We start from the raw sequence: 15,462 nt of genomic DNA on the forward strand, positions 1-15,462 counted from the left end.
AGGCAACCTGCCTATAATGATGCAAGTCAAAAACGCCGAGCGCATCGCACGCACTTGCATCAGGCATCCGAGAGGAGAAAACATACCCATGAAGGCACTCTACAATGACGGTTCGGTGGCCGAGCTCCCACAGGACGAGGTCACGCACGTCATCCGCCACTCCGCCGCGCACATCATGGCGCAGGCCATCAAGCGCCTGTACCCCGAGGCCGACTTTGCCTACGGCCCCGCGACCGACAACGGTTTTTACTACGACGTCGACCTGCCCGAGGGCGTCAAGATCAGCGAGGACGATTTCCCCGCGATCGAGGCCGAGATGAAAAAGATCGTCAAGGAGAACCTCAAGTTCTCCGTGTACGAGAAGCCCCGCGCCGAGGCCATCGCCCTTATGGAGGAGCGCGGCGAGAAGTACAAGGTCGAGCACATCGGCGACCTGGACGACGACGCCCGCATCACCTTCTACCAGCAGGGCGACTACATCGACATGTGCGTCGGCCCCCACATCTGCTACACCAAGGCGCTGAAGGCCTTTAAGCTTACCGGCGTCTCGGGCGCCTACTGGAAGGGCGACAAGGACAACAAGATGCTCACCCGCATCAACGGCGTCGCCTTTGCCACCAAGGAAGAGCTCGACGAGCACATGCACATGCTGGAGGAGGCCAAGAAGCGCGACCACCGCAAGATCGGCCGCGAGATGGACCTCTTTATGATGCGCGACGAGGCCCCCGGCTTCCCGTTCTTCCTGCCCAACGGCATGATCCTTAAGAACACGCTGCTGGACTACTGGCGCGAGATCCACCACAAGGCCGGCTACGTGGAGATCTCCACCCCGCTCATCATGAACAAGCAGCTGTGGAAGACCTCGGGCCACTGGGACCACTACAAGGACAACATGTACTCCACCGTCATCGACGACGAAGAGTACTGCATTAAGCCTATGAACTGCCCGGGTGGCGTGCTGGTGTACGCCTCCAAGCCGCACTCCTATCGCGAGCTGCCCATCCGCGCAGGCGAGATTGGCCTGGTGCACCGCCACGAGCTGCGCGGCGCCCTGCACGGCCTGTTCCGCGTGCGCTGCTTTAACCAGGACGACGCCCACCTGTTTGTGCGTCCCGACCAGCTGACCGACGAGATCGTGGGTGTGGTCAACCTCATCGACTCCGTGTACCAGAAGTTTGGCTTTAAGTATCACGTTGAGCTTTCCACCCGCCCCGAGGACTCCATGGGTTCGGACGAGGACTGGGCTCGCGCCGAGGAGGGCCTGCGTACCGCTCTGGAGAAGCTGGGCATGGACTACGAGGTCAACGAGGGCGACGGCGCCTTCTACGGCCCCAAGATCGACTTCCACCTGGAGGACTCGCTCGGCCGTACCTGGCAGTGCGGTACCGTGCAGCTCGATTTCCAGATGCCGCTCAACTTTGACCTGGAGTACGTGGACGCCGACGGCACCAAGAAGCGCCCCATCATGCTGCACCGCGTGTGCTTTGGCTCCATCGAGCGCTTCATCGGTATTCTGATTGAGCACTTTGCAGGCAAGTTCCCCACCTGGCTGGCTCCCGTGCAGGTCAAGGCGCTTCCCGTCTCTGAGAAGAGCCGCGACTACGCTCACGAGGTGTGCGCCAAGCTGGAGGAGGCCGGCATTCGCGTGGTCTGCGACGACCGCGACGAGAAGATCGGCTACAAGATCCGCGAGGCCCGCAGCATCGACCGCGTGCCCTACATGCTCATTCTGGGCGAGAAGGAGGTCGAGGCCGGCAACATTTCCGTCCGCGATCGTTCCAACGAGACCGTTCAGATGAGCGTTGACGAGTTTGTGGCCAAGGTGCTCGAGGAGATTAAGACTCGCGCCTAGCACAAACAATACAAGAATTAACAAAGGCGATCGTCCTATAGGGCGGTCGCCTTTTTTGTTGTCTAAAGAAGAAAAGCCGCTGGTTAGAGCGGCTTTTTTGTTGTGCAAAAAGGTACAGGTTTTTGTAGAGGGGTATGGAGATGCGCCCATTCGCGGCGCATTTTGTGCAATCTGGGAAAACGTGAGCAGTTTGCTCGTATAATGAGCAACGTCGAAAGATACAAAAACCTGTACTTTTGCGACTGCGCCTAGCTGCGAGCGAGAAGCCTGTTCTTTACGCCCCTGCATCCGCGTGCGTCGCGGAGGCAAGGAGGGGGGGCGAGAGATGGAACAGACAATGCGGCGCCAAGAGCAGCTGCCCGGTGCTTTTAACGGCGCCATCACCAACAGCCAGCGCGGTCGCGTCCGCTGGTATCTGGTCCACACCCCCAAAGGTAAAGAACGCGAGACCTGCGAAAAGGTCCGTCGCATTATCCCGCACGAGCTAATGCAGGACGCTTTTGTGATGCAAAAGGAGTTCTGGTTTAAGCGGGACGGCGCCTGGTCGCTCCAAACCAAACCCATGTACAAGGAATACTTCTTCGTCGCCACGCGCGATGCCGCCCTGCTCGATAAGGCTTTGGCCCAGTTGAGCTTTGGCTGCCGTATTGCCGGCAGCAGGGAGCGGGCCTATGCACCCATGCCGGACGATGCGCAGGACTGGTACCGCAGCGTGCTCGACGACGACGGCGTGGTGCGCAACAGCGTAGCCCGCATAGAAGACGGCGTGCTGCATATAGAGCAAGGGCCCTTGGTGGGGCAAGAGGCCCGTGTAAAGAAGATCGACCGTCATAAGCGCTGGTGCCTGGTAGACGTGGGCGAAGGCGACTCCGCTTTTAGGGAGCTGCTTCCGCTGGACGTGCCCAGTAAGACGTAAGGGACGTTGCACCGGCAATTCGTTCGCATTTTGAATTCATCGATGGGGGGGGGGATCCCTGGAATCAGGGACGTGGATTTGAACTTGACTAGCAAAGAGATGACTGAAAGCAGTGCTTCCATGGGGGAGTCACTGGTTATTCAGAAGATACAACCGAGTGGCACGCTGGCTTACCGTTTTTTGAAGAGGCTGTTTGATTTTGTTTTCAGCCTTTGCGTGAGCGTGGTGCTGGTAATTCCAGTGGCCATTGTTTGCGCGTTAATTTCACTTGAGTCTCCCGGAAATCCGCTGTACGCACAGGAGCGCGTCGGCAAGAGCGGCAAGACTATCAAGATCCTTAAGCTTCGCAGCATGGTCGCCGACGCTGGCGATGTACAGAAGTATCTGAGCTCTGAGCAGCTACATCAGTGGGAAGTCGAGCGCAAGGTCGATGACGATCCTCGCATTACTAAAGTCGGCCAGTTTATCCGCAAGTGCTCGATTGACGAGATGCCGCAGTTCCTGAACGTGCTGAACGGCGACCTTTCCGTCATCGGTCCGCGTCCCATAACAAGAGACGAACTTGAACAGCATTTTTCCGATGAGGAAAAGGCTGAGCTGCTTTCTGTCCAGCCCGGCATTACGGGCCTGTGGCAGGCGACTGACCGCAATGCCGCGACGTTCGAGAGCGGTCTGCGACAAAAGATTGAACTCCGCTACGTGCGCAATCGCTGTTTCCGCATGGACTGGAAATGCTTTACCGGCACTTTTGGTGCCATGTTCGGCAAGAAGAGGACGGGGCGTTAGATGACCACTTCAGTTGCCACGACCGCTTATAGCGTATTAATGAGTATTTACAAAAAAGAAAACCCTACGTTTCTACGTCAGGCCCTCGACAGTATGCTCGCCCAGACCGTGCCTCCGACCGAGATTGTGATGGTTAAGGACGGACCCTTGACTGCTGAACTCGAGTCGGTACTTTCCGAATATTACTCGCAGCGGCCCGATCTGTTCAAATTTGTTTCCTACAGTGAGAACCATGGACTAGGATATGCTCTTCATAAGGGCGTACTCTCCTGTTCTAATGAAATCGTTGCGCGTATGGACACCGATGATGTGGCGCGTCCTGATCGTATGGAGAAGCAGCTTGCCGCTATTGAAAGTGGGCTCGATATGGTCGGTAGCGATGTCGTCGAGTTTATTGGCTCTCCTGAGACGCCAATCGCTTCAACGAATTTGCCCAAGGGACTGGACAATATTCTCGCTTGTTCCAAACGTCGAAATCCTTTCCGGCACCCACCTATGACGTTTAAAAAATCTAAGGTGCTGGAGGCTGGGAATTACAGCTCTGAATATCTTTATTTCGAAGATTGGGATTTATTTAACAGGATGCTAGCCAGTGGCTGCCGCGCAGATAATCTACCTGAACCACTTGTGGCGATGCGCGTGAGTTCCGATTTTTATGCTCGCAGAGGCGGCCCTTCGTATCTACCGCATATCTGGAAATTCAAGTTTGCTCAATTGCGTACTGGCTGGTTTAGCCCTGTTGATTTTGTTGCCTCATTTGTTCCGCATGCCGTTGTTTGTGTCATGCCTAACGGACTTCGTTCGTTTGTTTATAAGAAATTACTCAGAAAGTAGGTTTGTGCATGTCTCGAAAAGTCGGAGTTATAACACTCCATAACTCGCCGAACTATGGCTCCTGCCTGCAGACCTATGCAACTCAGGTTGTTTTGGCTCGTGTGGGAGCAGATGCCGAAATAATTGATTACTACCGTAAGGATGCGATTCCCGAAAACGAAGTGGATCGTGCCCTTAACGGCCAGCTCGTAAAGAAGATGCCTATGTTTAAGGTTCCTGGCGTCAAGCAGATTGCAAAAATACCGGTTTCTCGTATGGTTGCAAGGAGACGCGCCCCCCTTGATGAGTTTAGACATTCCAAGCTTGCGCTGACTGAGCGTTCGTACTATTCCGCAGATGAGTTGGACGCGAATCCTCCGGTAGCAGATATTTACTGCACTGGTAGCGATCAGGTTTGGAATAGCATTTGGAATAACGGTTTTGACCGTGCTTTCTATCTCTCCTTTGCTCCCGAGGGGAAAAAGAAGATTGCCTATGCTGCGAGTATCGGCAAGGCCACGCTCGAGGATTGGGAAGCTGAGCCGATGAGAAAGGCTCTCTCCTCTTACTCTTGTATCTCTGTACGCGAGCAAGAGGCGGCTGACCTTCTTGATTCTATCGGTGTCCATGGGGCTATGCCCGTTATCGATCCCACGCTCATGTTGAATCGTGATGATTGGGAAGCAATTGCAGATGGTTGGATTTCTCCGGAACCCTATGTTCTGGTCTATCAGCTCAACCGTAATGCCGAGTTCGATTCTTATGTACAAAGGGTCGCCAAGAAGACTGGTCTCAAGGTTATGCGAATTGCATACGGTGTGCATGAGAAGCGTTCTGGCGAGAATGCTGTTATCTGTCCTTCCGTGGGAAGGTTCCTTTCTCTGTTCCTTGGGGCCGAAATTGTCATTACGGACTCGTTCCATGGAACTGCCTATTCCGTAAATCTTGGAAAGAAGTTTGTCGCCATCAGCCCTGGTCGTTTTAACGGAAGAATTTCAAACCTATTAAATATGACTAATCTTGACAATCATTTGTTGGATGACTTTGGAAATCTGACTATTTCTGAACTTGATTACGACTCCAATTCGGTTCAGGCACAGCTTAATCTCAAACGAAATGAAGCCTTTTCTTTTATTGAAAAAGCCTTGGATATTTAGGAAATATGATGGGAAATATTTCGGTTTCTGCTTTAAAGGATCATTTGCCTGATCCTGTCATGGGGGTTGCGAGGGCCATTTTTAATGGCTATCCAAGTTTGCTCGCCGCTTCAATGCGGCAGGCGGCACGGTTCGGGAAGTCTTATTCTCGAAACAAGATCAAATATGCAGAGCAAGCAGAAGCTCATATAATTTATTGTACCCATCAGCTTGAAAAAGGGTTGAGCCACGAGGACTTTCGTGCTGGATTTGGAGTGAAGGTCCTCGCCGAACTCTCTCGCTACATGCATGTCTTTGAAGATATGGGTGGAAGTACGGATAGCCTGGCCTATCAATCCGCCTTGGGTGCGCTAATCGAATATCGTGACAGACATGAGAATAGTTCTGAATATACGCATATGTTTATGCAAGCAATTGGCGACCAACTGTTTTCTAAACTGGATTCAAAGCCTTTATATCCCGGTGGAAGCTGCAAAATCGCTCATGATTTTGCTGTGGCAGGCATTATTCCAGGTTCTGTTGACGAGCTATTAAGTAACCGTCATTCTGTTAGAGAGTATTCTGATACACCCGTTTCGTTGACAAAGGTCATTAATGCTATCGAGACGGCCACCAAAGCTCCGTCTGCATGCAATCGACAACCAACAAGAGTTCGGATTATCAATAACCAGGAACTCATCCATGAGACATTAGGAATTACAAGTGGATTCAGAGGCTACGCGATGCCTCCAATGCTCGTCGTGTTGACGGTTGATAATCGGGTTTACTTTGGACCGCAAGAACGTAACGAGGGCTTTGTTGATGGCGGCATTTTTGCAATGGCGTTATTGCTGGCACTTGAAGAGCAGGGTTTGGCTTCTTGTCCGCTCAATACAATGCTAAGACGAGGTCCTGAAAAAGCGATTCGCGGTCTATTGAAACTACCCTATTGGGAGGAATTGGTCATGCTGATTTCCATAGGGAATTATTCAAAGAATGCCCAATCATGCGTTTCTGCTCGTTTTCATGCCGACGCAATTGTTACGGTGGTTGACTAGCTTGATTACCTCATCTCCAATTCATGTTCTCCAAGTGGTTCCCTCATTAAGTCGTTCTGCCGGTGTTTCTCAATTTGTTCATAACATGTCTTTGGGCATTGATGAGCATCGAGTTGTATTTGATTATCTACACCATGCAACATTGAATGGTAAACCCTTGCGTGACTGCACTTATGATCAGGAGCTTATTGCGCACGGTTCTCGTGTCTATACGGTGTCTTTCGCTTCTGCGGGGCTTGGCCAGTTCATTAAAGAAGTCGAAGAGTTTTTCGTTAAGCATGGACGCGAGTACGATATCGTGCATTGTCATATGCCCAACTCGGCTTTTTGCGTTCTCAGGGAGGCTAAGCGTGCCGGTATCGAACATCGTGTCCTGCATAGTCATCTGAATAGTTCATCTGACAACGTTCTTCATCGTGTTCGAAATGCTCCGTTGATTGCGTGGGGCAAAAGGTATGCAACTGATGGGGTGGCGTGCTCTGATGAAGCTGGTAAATACCTGTTTGGAAACAAGCCGTTTACTGTAATGAAAAATGGAATCGTACTCAGCAATTTTGCATATGACGATAGATCAAATGCTTCATTGCGTGCTGAGTTCTGCATTGGCAATAGTGACCCCGTTATTGGAAGTGTCGGTCGTTTTGTTAAGCAAAAGAACTTTGAGTTCGGCGTCAGGGTTTTTGCCGAGCTGAAGCGTTGTTTGCCATCTGCAAAGTGGGTGATTTTGGGGACTGGTGACGGCACAGGTAGAGTCAGGGCCCTCGCGGATGAACTCGGCGTAGGGGATTCCATCATCATGCCGGGTGTACGCGTTGATGTCGCTCGTTTCTACTCGCTGTTCGATGCTTTCTTTATGCCTTCGCTGTACGAGGGGCTTCCTGTCTCTGCTGTTGAGGCGCAGGCTTCAGGGCTTCGGTGCGTATTTTCGACTGGCGTTCCTGAGGAAAGCGATATTACGGGCAGTGGCAGGTTCGTTGGACTTGATAGGCCTTCTGCTGAATGGGTATCCGCTCTTGTCGACACTCTTGCCCAGGGGCGTGATGACCGGGCGGCTAATAAATTGGCTTTGGCTGGGTACTCTGCAGAAACCAATGCAGAAAATTTAATGGAGTTTTACGAGGGGCTTCTGTGCGGATTATGACCTAGCTTATCAAATCTTCTTTTGAAGTATCGCTAATAGTGCTCGACCCTGGGCGCTAATTGCGTTAACTATTCGAGCAGTTGATTTACGGTGATTTCTCGCTCCTATTTAACAATCGCTCAATCGCGCGACATCGTGATGTTTCTGCGTTTGTTGCCAGCTGTTTGTGTCTGCACGTCATTTTCTCTGTTGGATTATTGAACGGAGCTCTATATGGATTCTAGGCCCTTAATTAGTGTTGTTGTCCCAGTTTATAACGTTGTTGAATATCTCGAAGAATGCGTTAGCAGCCTAACGAACCAATCATTTGGAGACATTGAAATCATTCTTGTCGATGATGGGTCAACCGATGGCTCTTCTACGATGTGTGATGACCTTGAAAAATCCGATGAGAGAATTCGAGTCATTCATAAGGAAAACGGCGGTCTTTCTGATGCCCGTAACACGGGCATTCGATTCGCGACAGGCGAGTACTTGTCGTTCATTGATAGCGATGATTGGCTGAGTTTGAATGCATTTGCATGTTGTGTTCCTTATTTGAATGATTCTGACATCGTCGTGTTTGGAATTGTGAAAGAGATCGGTGGCGTGGTCGTTAAAGAACTCAAGCCGAGAACTACCGCTTCTCTTTCAAATGCTCAAGCATTAGAGCAGTTGAATTGCTTTGGAGGTATAGATGTTAGTGCGTGCAATAAAATATATAGGAAAACCCTCTTTAACGATATTGTCTATCCAGTGGGCAAGTATTGTGAAGACTGCTATACAACCTTTCGCATTATTGATTTAGCTAGTTCCATAGTTACATTGCCACATTCCTTTTATCACTATCGCATGAGAGATGGAAGCATCACTCATGCTGTGCCTTTTCATGAGGAATTTATTGAGGCAGCTCTAGTTCAACTTGATTACTTTAAACGTCATCATCCAGAGCTTGTTGATGTTGCTTTTGGCTACTGTGGTTTTGCATATCTTACTAAGTTGAATTGTCTAATTAAATATGATGCTGATTGCAATGAAATTAAAAAAGTGTGTTCAGAATTAAGAAAATTCAATTCATCCATTCAGCATTGCAAGTCCATTCCAACGATCAAAAGGCTGCAGTTCGCCATCGCTTCGATGTTTCCAAGTGCTTATTCGTTTGTATTTCGGAGGAAAGCGAAGTGAGTTTTCTAAATCGTAAATTAACGTTAGAGCCCGTGATTGCCGTCATTGTATTCCATGCGTGCATCCTCAGGGTTGTGTATATCGCTAACTATAATTCGTACGCGTTAGCAATGTGTCTTCCTGTTATCGCGTATCTATTGATTAACTATCGATCAATTCCCAATCGATTCTTTAGATTTAACTTGTTCGTAGTGGGTATGTGCTGCTTGATGCTGTTCTCTTCGTTGGTTAACTCTGGTTATAACTTTCGTGGTGCATTTTTGTTCGCATTAAAGGTGCTACTTCTGTTTTTATTTTTAGAATGTCAGTGCTCAAAGAACCGTCTCTTTGAGACGGCCCTGATTTTTTGCGCACTCTCTTATTTTTATTTGATTTTAGTGTACCTATCTGTCTGCCAAGACAGCCTGATTGCTTATAAAAACGGCCTAAATTATCTTGTTGGATCGAAGTTTTCTGTCAGCTATTTATCGATTTTTGCATGCGGAATGCTCATGTTTATTTGCCGACAAGAGTGTTTAAGCATGAGCTTCCTTTCCAAGCTAATAATGCCTGCTGGATTCGCGTTCTCCCTCTTTATGACTAGCTTTGTTCACTGCAATACTGGTTCAATCGGATTGACGCTGTTTGGATTGTTTTGCTGCCTCAGGGCTTCAATTTCCAGGATTGTCTACAAGCCTTCAGTGGTTCTTACTGTCGCGTTGGTTTCAGCGCTTTCGCTTCTTCTATTTTCGGAAATTATTACTTCGAATGAAGCAGTTCGATCTTTTATTACCGACGCACTTAATAGGGACCCTTCTTTAAGCGGACGCACGTTGGTCTATAGTCGTGTTCTTCGATATGTTAGAGGGGGTTTCTTATTCGGCTACGGCTACAATTCCGTTTACGCTTTATTGGGCCAGTCTATTGCGATTAGTTCTGATTGGTTTGCCGCTGATGCGCAGGATGCATTACTCGAATATCTGCTGTATTTTGGCATTGTGGGCCTATTGTTTCTTCTGGCATTGATTGCCTTAGTATTTTCGTCAGCCAAGCGATCGTCTGATTCGTGCCGCTATGGGAGCTTTCCTTTTGTAATAGCGATTTATGTATTTTTGATACTCGGATCTGCTGAAATAACAATTAATATGTATTTTTTTGCATTTCTTGCCTTCCTAAATTCGCTAACAGTCGATAACGAACGTGATGGAAATCCGGGTGAAGTAAATGGAGGTGGAATTCTTTATGGCATTTAATGGATGTATTGGTTTTAAGCAAATAGACCAATTCCGTAAGTCATATTCAACCCTTTCAAAGGCTAAACGCGCAACTTTTTGGATTACTTTCTGCAGCTTTCTGCAGAAAGGTATTTCCTTCATAACGTTACCTATCTTTACACGCCTTCTGTCTGTTGCTGACTATGGCACTGTCAGCATTTATTCGGGCTGGGAGTCCGTTGCGACGTATCTTGTAACGTTCGGCGTTACATACGGTGGTTTTAATAATGCAATGATCAAGTTTCGTGATGATAAGGAGGGCTATACCTCATCTCTGCTTGGTCTTATTTTGGTCATTGGTTTGATTTGGCTGCTTGTTTGTGTCACATTTTCAACATCAGTTGTAAACTTGGTTGGCTTGCCAGTCTATCTGATTGCTTTCCTTTTTATCGAAGTTATTTCGAGATCAGTTTATGACATCTGGGTATCTCGAATGAAATTTGATTACGAGTACAGGAAGATGGTCAAAGCTTCTCTTTTAATGGGGTTGTTATGTCCGATTGCTGCTGTCTCACTGCTTATTCTGGTGCCTAACAAAGTTGTGGGGCGTATCGGCGGCTTTATTCTTGTTGAGCTATTGTATGCAGTAGTACTTGGAATTTCGCTTCTTAAAAAAGGCAAAGTCTTCTTTAACAAGGCTTATTGGAAATTCACGCTCATCTTCAATATTCCGCTACTTCCGCATTATTTATCACAAGTGGTATTAAGCGCTTCTGATCGGATGATGATTGGACAAATGTGCAGCGCGGGGGATGCGGGTATCTACAGCATTGCTTACTCAGCAGGAATGTTGATGACCATATTTACTAACTCTCTGATTGCAACCGTGGTTCCCTGGCTATATCGCAGATTGAATGAAAGCGATTTTAAACGGATCTCTTCGATGAGTTACAAGCTGCTGTTGATTATTGCTGCGGTTATCTTAGGAATCGATATTCTGGCTCCTGATATTGTCACCATTTTGGCCCCAAAAGAGTACTCTGATGCCATGGGTCTAGTCCCAGTTATTGCTGCAAGTGTCTTCTTTATGTTTATTTACAGTTATTGCTCAAATATTGAGTTCTTTTATGAACAAACCAGGCTTGCAACGATTGCCTCTGTCTCTGCGGCTGGTCTAAATCTAATTTTGAATTATCTATTGATACCGGTATTTGGATATCGTGCTGCCGGATACACAACGTTGATTTGCTACATTTCTTTGGCACTATTCCATTATTTCTTTGCGCAGAGAGTAGTGAAAAAGAATAACGACACATGTGTTTTTAACGGAGTTCAGATTTGGTCGATCGCCGCTATCTTTTGCGTCTCATCACTTCTGATTTCTTATTTTTACCACTTGGCGTTTCTGAGATATGCAGTGGTTCTGGCGCTTCTGATAATCGCTGTTAAATATCGTGATCTCATCTTGGTAAGGTTGAAGGAGTTTTTCTGATGCGTCCTAAGATTATCGTTTCGACAATTATTGATTCTCACAATTATGGAACGGCTTTACAAGCGGTGGCAACAAATGATGCTTTGATGCCTTATGGTGACCCTTGCTTTGTAGATTACTGCCGTCCCCAGTGGACGAGAAAAGAATGGAGGAGGGGACAGCTTCGAAATCCGAACTTTTTTAAAGGTCTTTGCATGCTGGTTGCGAAATATCCAGTATGGATTAAGTCTGAAGGGGTTTTTCGCTCCTTCGTGGAAAAGCACTTGAACTTGATTGATTCTGCACCGTTTATTAACGGTGGACACTTTGATAAAAAGGCGGTGTACTGCGTCGGTAGTGATCAGACTTGGAATATTGAATGTAATAACGGCATTGATCCAGTATATTTCCTTCAGAACGTTCCGGATGATTGCAAAAAAATATCCTTTTCAGCAAGTTTTGGGCGCCCCGCTTTAGATGAAGCGGAGAGCGCTCTCACCAAGCCCCTGCTTGAGCCATTTAGTGCAATTTCGGTTCGCGAAAGCTCAAGTGTTTCTATTCTTGAGAATATGGGACTTCGCGGAATTGCCCTAAAGGATCCTGTGTTGCTTTGTCGACCGGAACTGTGGCATGAGCTTGCTACCCATGTCCCAGCCTCGACTGAGAGCTACGTACTCGTCTATATGCTTAACCAGAATTCGGAGATGTGCTCTTTCGCCCGTAAGCTCGCTGAACGTGAGGGGATGCGGGCCCGTATTGTGACATTCAATCCTTTGAAGCGTGCTCCAGAGGGCTTGGAGGGTGTCTGTCTTCCTAAGCCGGAGGAATGGGTAGCTTTATTCCGCGATGCGTCGTATGTGGTGACAGACTCTTTCCATGGTACTTGTTTCTCACTCCTATTTGAGCATCCTATGATTGTGTTCGACCCGCCAAAATTCTCGGTCCGCCTTAAAGATGTGCTAGCTGACTTTGGCCTTGCCGACAGGCGCGTTTCCGAGGACTGCGATCCTATGCATATAGCCGCAGAGCCGATTAATTGGGATTCTGTCAGGTCTAAAAAGGAAGAATTCTCCGGCGAGGCCAAGGCTTTCCTTGACGGTGTTTTCGGAGTTTCCGAGAGGGCTGATGTATGACGAATCTAGATAAGACCTGTCTTGCTGCGGTTGATGCGGACAAGGACGAACTCATGCTCTCTTCATCTGGTGGGGTTTTTTCCGTTCTGGCGAGAATGATGCTTTCCCACGGGGGCACCGTGTACGGACATGCTTTCGACGAGGGTATGCATGTTGGCTGCGTGCGCGTCGACAGCCTCGACGGTCTCGCAGCCCTTCGAGGATCAAAATACGTTCAGAGCGACATGGGCGATTCTATGGCGCTCGTTAGAGATGATCTGAAGGCTGGGCGCGAGGTTCTCTTTAGCGGAACGCCCTGCCAGGTGGATGGGTTGCTTGCGTTTTTAGGCGGGACACAGGATGGGCTACTTACGGTAGACATCGTCTGCCATGGAGTTCCGAGCCAATCGTTTTTTAGCGATTGCCTGAAGTGGGAGTTCGCTGGCAGTCGGTTGGATAGTCTCAGATTTCGCGACAAGCGTGAGGGTTGGGGCTGCGGAGGCGGTACTACTACTACTACCCCCGTTTTTCATAGGCTTGTTACGAGGGAAAGGCCGTTTTCCCCAGAGATATCGTTCTATTACAGGCGTTTTCTTTCTGGTGACGTTTATCGCGAGAGCTGTTACCGGTGTCCTTATGCTGGTGGAGAACGTCCTGGAGACTTTACTATCGGTGACTTCTGGGGGATTGACGTTAACGCCTCGGGCCTTGATCCTAGGCACGGGATTTCCGTCATTATCGCCAATACTGAAAAGGCCGAAATGCTTATTCCTTATATAAAGGAAGAGACTGCTTGGGCGGAACGCCCACTCGAGGAGGCTATTCTAGGCAACGATCAGCTTATGCACCCTACGTCGCGACCGAAGGCGCGCGACATCATACTGGATCGTTGGCTAGAGGAGGGTGTCGACGTACTTGAGAGCGAGTATCAACGCTCAGTTAAATTTTCATCTAAAAAGTGGCTCGCAAAGAGATTTGTTAAGAAATTCTTGAAAGGAGTGCTCGGCAGATGATGGAAAAGAGTATTCCTGTTTTGTTCGCGGACGACTCCGAATGCTGTGGTTGTGGCGCTTGCGTTGCCGTGTGCCCAAAAGGGGCCATTAGCATGGTTCCGAACCGTTACGGGTTTCTGTATCCCAAGATCGAAGAAGATGCTTGTGTGCGCTGTGGTAAGTGTCTTAGCGTCTGCGCGTTTAAGAACAGGCTGCGAAGCACCGTTGAATAGCGAGGAATAACCTGAAGCAGATCCGTTTTGATTCGATTGCTCATGGTGTAACGGGTTGTCCGTGAACATCTTCGATTTGCGAGTTTGTGGTCTCAACCATGCCATGGTGGACGATCGCGTCGAAAATGTTGGTGTAAGGGCGGCGCCCTAGCGCCCGTTTAACGAAGAACGGCCTTCGTCCTAGAATCTGAAATCACCACAACAACAGGTTCTAGGAAAGGACGAAGGCCGCTATGGAAATCTTATCAGACCCGACGCCGGACATGCTCGCCATGCCCCGGTTCGACGACGGCGCCATCGACATGCAGGAGCTGCTCAGGCGCCTCGCCGAGCAGGTCGTGAACGCCGTGATGGACGCGGAGGCCGACCAGCTGTGCGGCGGCGGGGCGAACAGCCGCAACGGCTACCGCGAGAGGGCACTCGCCACCTGCGTGGGCACGCTGACGCTTCGTATCCCCAAGCTGCGCTCGGGCAGCTTCTTCCCCGAGGACGTGATTGAGCGCTACCAGCGCGTGGACCGCGCCCTCGTGGCCGCCGTGGCGGAGATGTACGCCACCGGCACGAGCACCCGCAAGGTGCAGCGCGTCGCCGAGAAGATGGGCGTGTCCAGGCTCTCCAAGGACCAGGTGAGCGCCATCGCCTCGAGCCTGGACGCCGACATCGAGGAGCTCTGCGGAAGGCCGCTCGACGGCTCCCCGGTGCCCTACGTCTGGCTCGACGCCACCTACGTCAAGTGCCGCCGCGGGGGCCGCGTGGCGTCCACCGCCGTTGTCACCGCCATCGGCTGCGACGCGGGCGGCTGGAGGCGCGTCCTGGGCGTCGACGTGGTGGATACCGAGTCGTACGACTCGTGGCTCGCCTTCCTGCGGACGGTCCGCGGCCGCGGCGTCTCCGGGGTGGAGCTCGTCGTCTCGGACGCCCGCCCGGGCCTCGTCCGCGCCCTCGGCGAGGTCTTCCAGGGCGCCGCGTGGCAGCGCTGCGCCGTCCACCTCATGCGCGACTGCATGCGCGAGGCCGGCTCCTGGCAGCTCAGGCGCCGCGTGGGCAGGATCGTCTCGCAGGTGTTCCGCGCCCGCGACGCCGCCACGGTGGCGGCCATGTACCACGCGGCGTGCGACATGCTCGAGGAGTGCTGCCCGAGGGCCGCGGCGGTGCTCGAGGAGGCCGAGCCCGACGCCCTGGCCTACCTCGACTTCCCTCCGACCCACTGGAAGCGGCTGCGCACCAACAACGTGCAGGAGAGGACGAACAGGGAGATAAAGCGCAGGTCGCGCGTGGTCCAGGTATTCCCGTCCACGGGCTCGCTCGTGCGGCTCGCCGGCGCGGTCATGTGCGAGCAGGACGAGATATGGCAGGAGTCCAGGTACTTCTCGGAGGCGAGGATGAACGAGCTCTACGACGAGGGGCGCAGGCGCGGAATCGAAGGGCGGGTAGACTGGGCCCAGCTTGAGGCGGAGGCCAGGAAGATGATAGAGTCCGGCCTCGAGCTTGCGGACAGGGTCGAGACGGCATAGGATATCACCGTATTCCAGGTTCCCGGACGCCGGGCAGACTCGCTTCGGTTCGGGCGCTACACCAACTTTCTCGACACTACC

General features: G+C 50.6%; 14 protein-coding genes. All 14 read left to right on the plus strand.

The window, feature by feature from the left end; all coding sequences use genetic code 11:
* Nucleotides 1–88: 88 nt before the first annotated feature.
* The 14 genes from thrS to DXB53_RS08465 all read left to right on the plus strand — a co-directional run bounded on the left by thrS (nt 89) and on the right by DXB53_RS08465 (nt 15,381).
* The gene (gene thrS / locus DXB53_RS08400; protein ID WP_117584100.1) at nt 89–1,852 is read left to right on the plus strand and encodes a threonine--tRNA ligase; all 1,764 of its coding nucleotides are present in this window, start codon (nt 89–91) and stop codon (nt 1,850–1,852) included.
* A 325-nt stretch (nt 1,853–2,177) separates the two neighbouring features.
* Nucleotides 2,178–2,768, plus strand: a complete 591-nt coding sequence (locus DXB53_RS08405; RefSeq protein WP_117584101.1) for a hypothetical protein — start codon at nt 2,178–2,180, stop codon at nt 2,766–2,768.
* An 84-nt stretch (nt 2,769–2,852) separates the two neighbouring features.
* Nucleotides 2,853–3,554, plus strand: coding sequence for a sugar transferase (locus tag DXB53_RS08410; RefSeq protein ID WP_158556515.1), 702 nt, complete (start codon nt 2,853–2,855; stop codon nt 3,552–3,554).
* Nucleotides 3,555–4,388, plus strand: a complete 834-nt coding sequence (locus tag DXB53_RS08415) for a glycosyltransferase (RefSeq protein ID WP_117584103.1) — start codon at nt 3,555–3,557, stop codon at nt 4,386–4,388.
* 8 nt (nt 4,389–4,396) lie between these two features.
* Nucleotides 4,397–5,524: a polysaccharide pyruvyl transferase family protein gene (locus DXB53_RS08420; protein WP_117584104.1), complete on the plus strand. Its 1,128-nt coding sequence runs from the start codon at nt 4,397–4,399 to the stop codon at nt 5,522–5,524.
* A gap of 8 nt (nt 5,525–5,532) precedes the next feature.
* On the plus strand, nt 5,533–6,561 hold the full coding sequence (locus DXB53_RS08425; protein ID WP_158556516.1) for a nitroreductase family protein: 1,029 nt from the start codon (nt 5,533–5,535) through the stop codon (nt 6,559–6,561).
* A complete protein-coding gene (locus tag DXB53_RS08430; protein ID WP_199409713.1) occupies nt 6,500–7,702 on the plus strand; it encodes a glycosyltransferase in 1,203 nt (400 codons plus the stop codon). The genes DXB53_RS08425 and DXB53_RS08430 overlap by 62 nt, the downstream gene beginning before the upstream one ends.
* Nucleotides 7,703–7,915: 213 nt before the next feature.
* Nucleotides 7,916–8,866 (plus strand): glycosyltransferase family 2 protein, encoded by a 951-nt coding sequence (locus DXB53_RS08435; protein WP_117584106.1) that lies wholly within the window; start codon nt 7,916–7,918, stop codon nt 8,864–8,866.
* A 209-nt stretch (nt 8,867–9,075) separates the two neighbouring features.
* Nucleotides 9,076–10,098: an O-antigen ligase family protein gene (locus tag DXB53_RS08440; RefSeq protein ID WP_233503851.1), complete on the plus strand. Its 1,023-nt coding sequence runs from the start codon at nt 9,076–9,078 to the stop codon at nt 10,096–10,098.
* Complete coding sequence (locus DXB53_RS08445) at nt 10,088–11,551, plus strand: lipopolysaccharide biosynthesis protein (protein WP_158556518.1); 1,464 nt, start codon at nt 10,088–10,090, stop codon at nt 11,549–11,551. The genes DXB53_RS08440 and DXB53_RS08445 overlap by 11 nt, the downstream gene beginning before the upstream one ends.
* Nucleotides 11,551–12,663 (plus strand): polysaccharide pyruvyl transferase family protein, encoded by a 1,113-nt coding sequence (locus DXB53_RS08450; protein ID WP_117584109.1) that lies wholly within the window; start codon nt 11,551–11,553, stop codon nt 12,661–12,663. The genes DXB53_RS08445 and DXB53_RS08450 overlap by 1 nt, the downstream gene beginning before the upstream one ends.
* Nucleotides 12,660–13,655 carry a Coenzyme F420 hydrogenase/dehydrogenase, beta subunit C-terminal domain gene (locus DXB53_RS08455; protein ID WP_117584110.1) on the plus strand — a complete coding sequence of 332 codons (996 nt, stop codon included), beginning with the start codon at nt 12,660–12,662 and terminating at the stop codon, nt 13,653–13,655. The genes DXB53_RS08450 and DXB53_RS08455 overlap by 4 nt, the downstream gene beginning before the upstream one ends.
* Nucleotides 13,655–13,867: a 4Fe-4S dicluster domain-containing protein gene (locus DXB53_RS10215; RefSeq protein WP_199409714.1), complete on the plus strand. Its 213-nt coding sequence runs from the start codon at nt 13,655–13,657 to the stop codon at nt 13,865–13,867. The genes DXB53_RS08455 and DXB53_RS10215 overlap by 1 nt, the downstream gene beginning before the upstream one ends.
* Before the next feature lie 233 nt (nt 13,868–14,100).
* Complete coding sequence (locus DXB53_RS08465) at nt 14,101–15,381, plus strand: IS256 family transposase (RefSeq protein WP_117584112.1); 1,281 nt, start codon at nt 14,101–14,103, stop codon at nt 15,379–15,381.
* Nucleotides 15,382–15,462 lie beyond the last annotated feature (81 nt).

Source organism: Collinsella sp. OM04-5, assembly GCF_003439125.1.
Lineage (GTDB): Bacteria > Actinomycetota > Coriobacteriia > Coriobacteriales > Coriobacteriaceae > Collinsella.